At 59.5% G+C, this 1,923-nt stretch carries 1 protein-coding gene; it reads right to left on the reverse strand.

Annotation, left to right across the window (positions count from 1 at the left end; all coding sequences use genetic code 11):
* Window positions 1-71 precede the first annotated feature (71 nt).
* Entirely contained in the window at window positions 72-1,493 is a 1,422-nt protein-coding gene (gene ltrA, locus MEB48_RS28970) for a group II intron reverse transcriptase/maturase (protein WP_237887121.1), read from the reverse strand.
* Window positions 1,494-1,923: the final 430 nt, after the last annotated feature.

Consider the following 1,923-nt stretch of genomic DNA (forward strand, 5'->3'; position numbering starts at 1 on the left):
ATCGAGTAGGAGGCGGATTTACATCCGCCGTCCTCTCACACCACCGTACGTACGGTTCCGTATACGGCGGTTCAGGCTATGCGGCTAAGCCGGTTTATCGTATCCAGTATTGAGATCAACCCTAGCTGATCCCACAGTTTCTTCGGTAACGCCTGATTCATATGAGGCGCCCCCGAGTTCCACCATGGGCCGCGACCATTGAAGGCTGATTTACAGGCGCGTGCTTCGCCAAGCCCCAAACGCATCAAGTTGCCTACCCTCGTAGAGGGTTGCTTCCATTGGCGCCAGATGACACAGCGAAGTTTATGCCGCACCCACCCGTCCAGCTCCTCAAGGGGTCGCTTGCTCTGACTAAGTTTGAAGTAGCCAGCCCAACCGCGCAGCACAGGGTTTATCCGCTTGATGACATTCGCCATCTTGTGGCCCCGCGCCCCGCGCAGCAGCTCTCTGAGTCGGTCACGCAAGCGATCCAGGCTCATTGTCGCCACTCGCAGCCTCGGCTGTTCGTGCCAGCTCATCCCGTAACCCAGATAATCGCAGACCCAAGGCCGCACCACGCGGCTCTTTTCCCGATTCAGCGACAGTTTCAGACGCCGCCTCAGGAAGCGCTCGACACCGGCCATCACTCGCTCACCTGCACGATGACTACGCACATAGATGTTCGCATCATCGGCATAGCGCACGAAACGGTGCCCCCGTCGTGTCAGCTCGCGGTCGAGTTCGTTGAGCAGGATGTTCGACAGCAACGGCGAGAGCGGGCCGCCTTGCGGCGTCCCCTCCTGCCGTCGACTGGCGATCCCGCCCGACATCACACCGGCCTCGAGATAACGGCGGATCAGTCTGAGCGCACGTTTGTCCTCGATTTGACGCGCTACGTACGCCATCAGTACATCGTGGTTGACCCGATCAAAGAACTTCTCCAAATCGAGTTCCACACACCAGCGGTGTCCCGCCGCCACATGGGCGCGGGCTGTTTCGATGGCTTGGTGAGCGCTTCTGCCCGGGCGGAAGCCGTAGCTGTAGTCCGAGAACAGAGGATCGAAGATCGGCGTGAGCTGTTGCAGCAGCGCTTGCTGGATCAAACGGTCCACGACGCTGGGGATACCCAGCTGTCTTGTCCCGCCTTTGGGCTTGGGAATGTCGACGGCGCGTACACCTTGCGGGTGATACTCGCCGGCCAGTAACCGAGCCTTGAGAATCGGCCAATACTGTTTCACGTAGCCCGCCAATTCGTCGACCGTCATGCCATCGGCACCTGGCGCGCCCTTGTTGCTGACTACGCGGTGATACGCACGCTTGAGGTTGGCGGGTGCAAGCACCCGCTCCATCAGCGTGTCCGGCTCCGCGTTCGTCCACGTCACAGACGCCGTCGATACCTGTGCGCTGTCAGCCGTCATCCTCGGATTCAGTCCGGGACTCGGAGTAACAGTCTTCTCTGGGAGAAATTTCTGCATTTCGGTATTCGACGAGACTCTGACGCCTACTGGCGGCATAACCTGTTCGGCCCTTGGTGGCAGAGTTACTTGCCACTTACTACGGCCTCGGCTGACTTCTGCACGCTCATCCCGTCGCCTCGCGGCGCTCGGTAGCACACTGGCAAACGTGCAGATCTCCCAGGGTAATTCGCGCGACCTTCCTGCTTATGCCTGTCGGATATACGTCGTAGCGTTCCGTGCAAGTATTGGGCTTTGATGATTATGGCCATCTCACCCCGCTACGCCGCCTCATCCGCTTCCTGTTCGTCAGGCCAGCATTTTGCCTAAGGCTTCCTTCAGATTCGCAGTCGCCCGCGACACCCTTGCCTTCGGCTAACACTTCCCCTTGCCGGGTGTGTAGAGGACTTCCACCTCCAAGTCATCCAACTCATCACCATAATGAGCTGAACAGCGCCAGTCACGGCGCTACGCGCCATGCCTGGCGCAC

It is taken from the genome of Pseudomonas sp. PGPR40 (assembly GCF_022014505.1).
In the GTDB taxonomy this organism is placed as follows: domain Bacteria; phylum Pseudomonadota; class Gammaproteobacteria; order Pseudomonadales; family Pseudomonadaceae; genus Aquipseudomonas.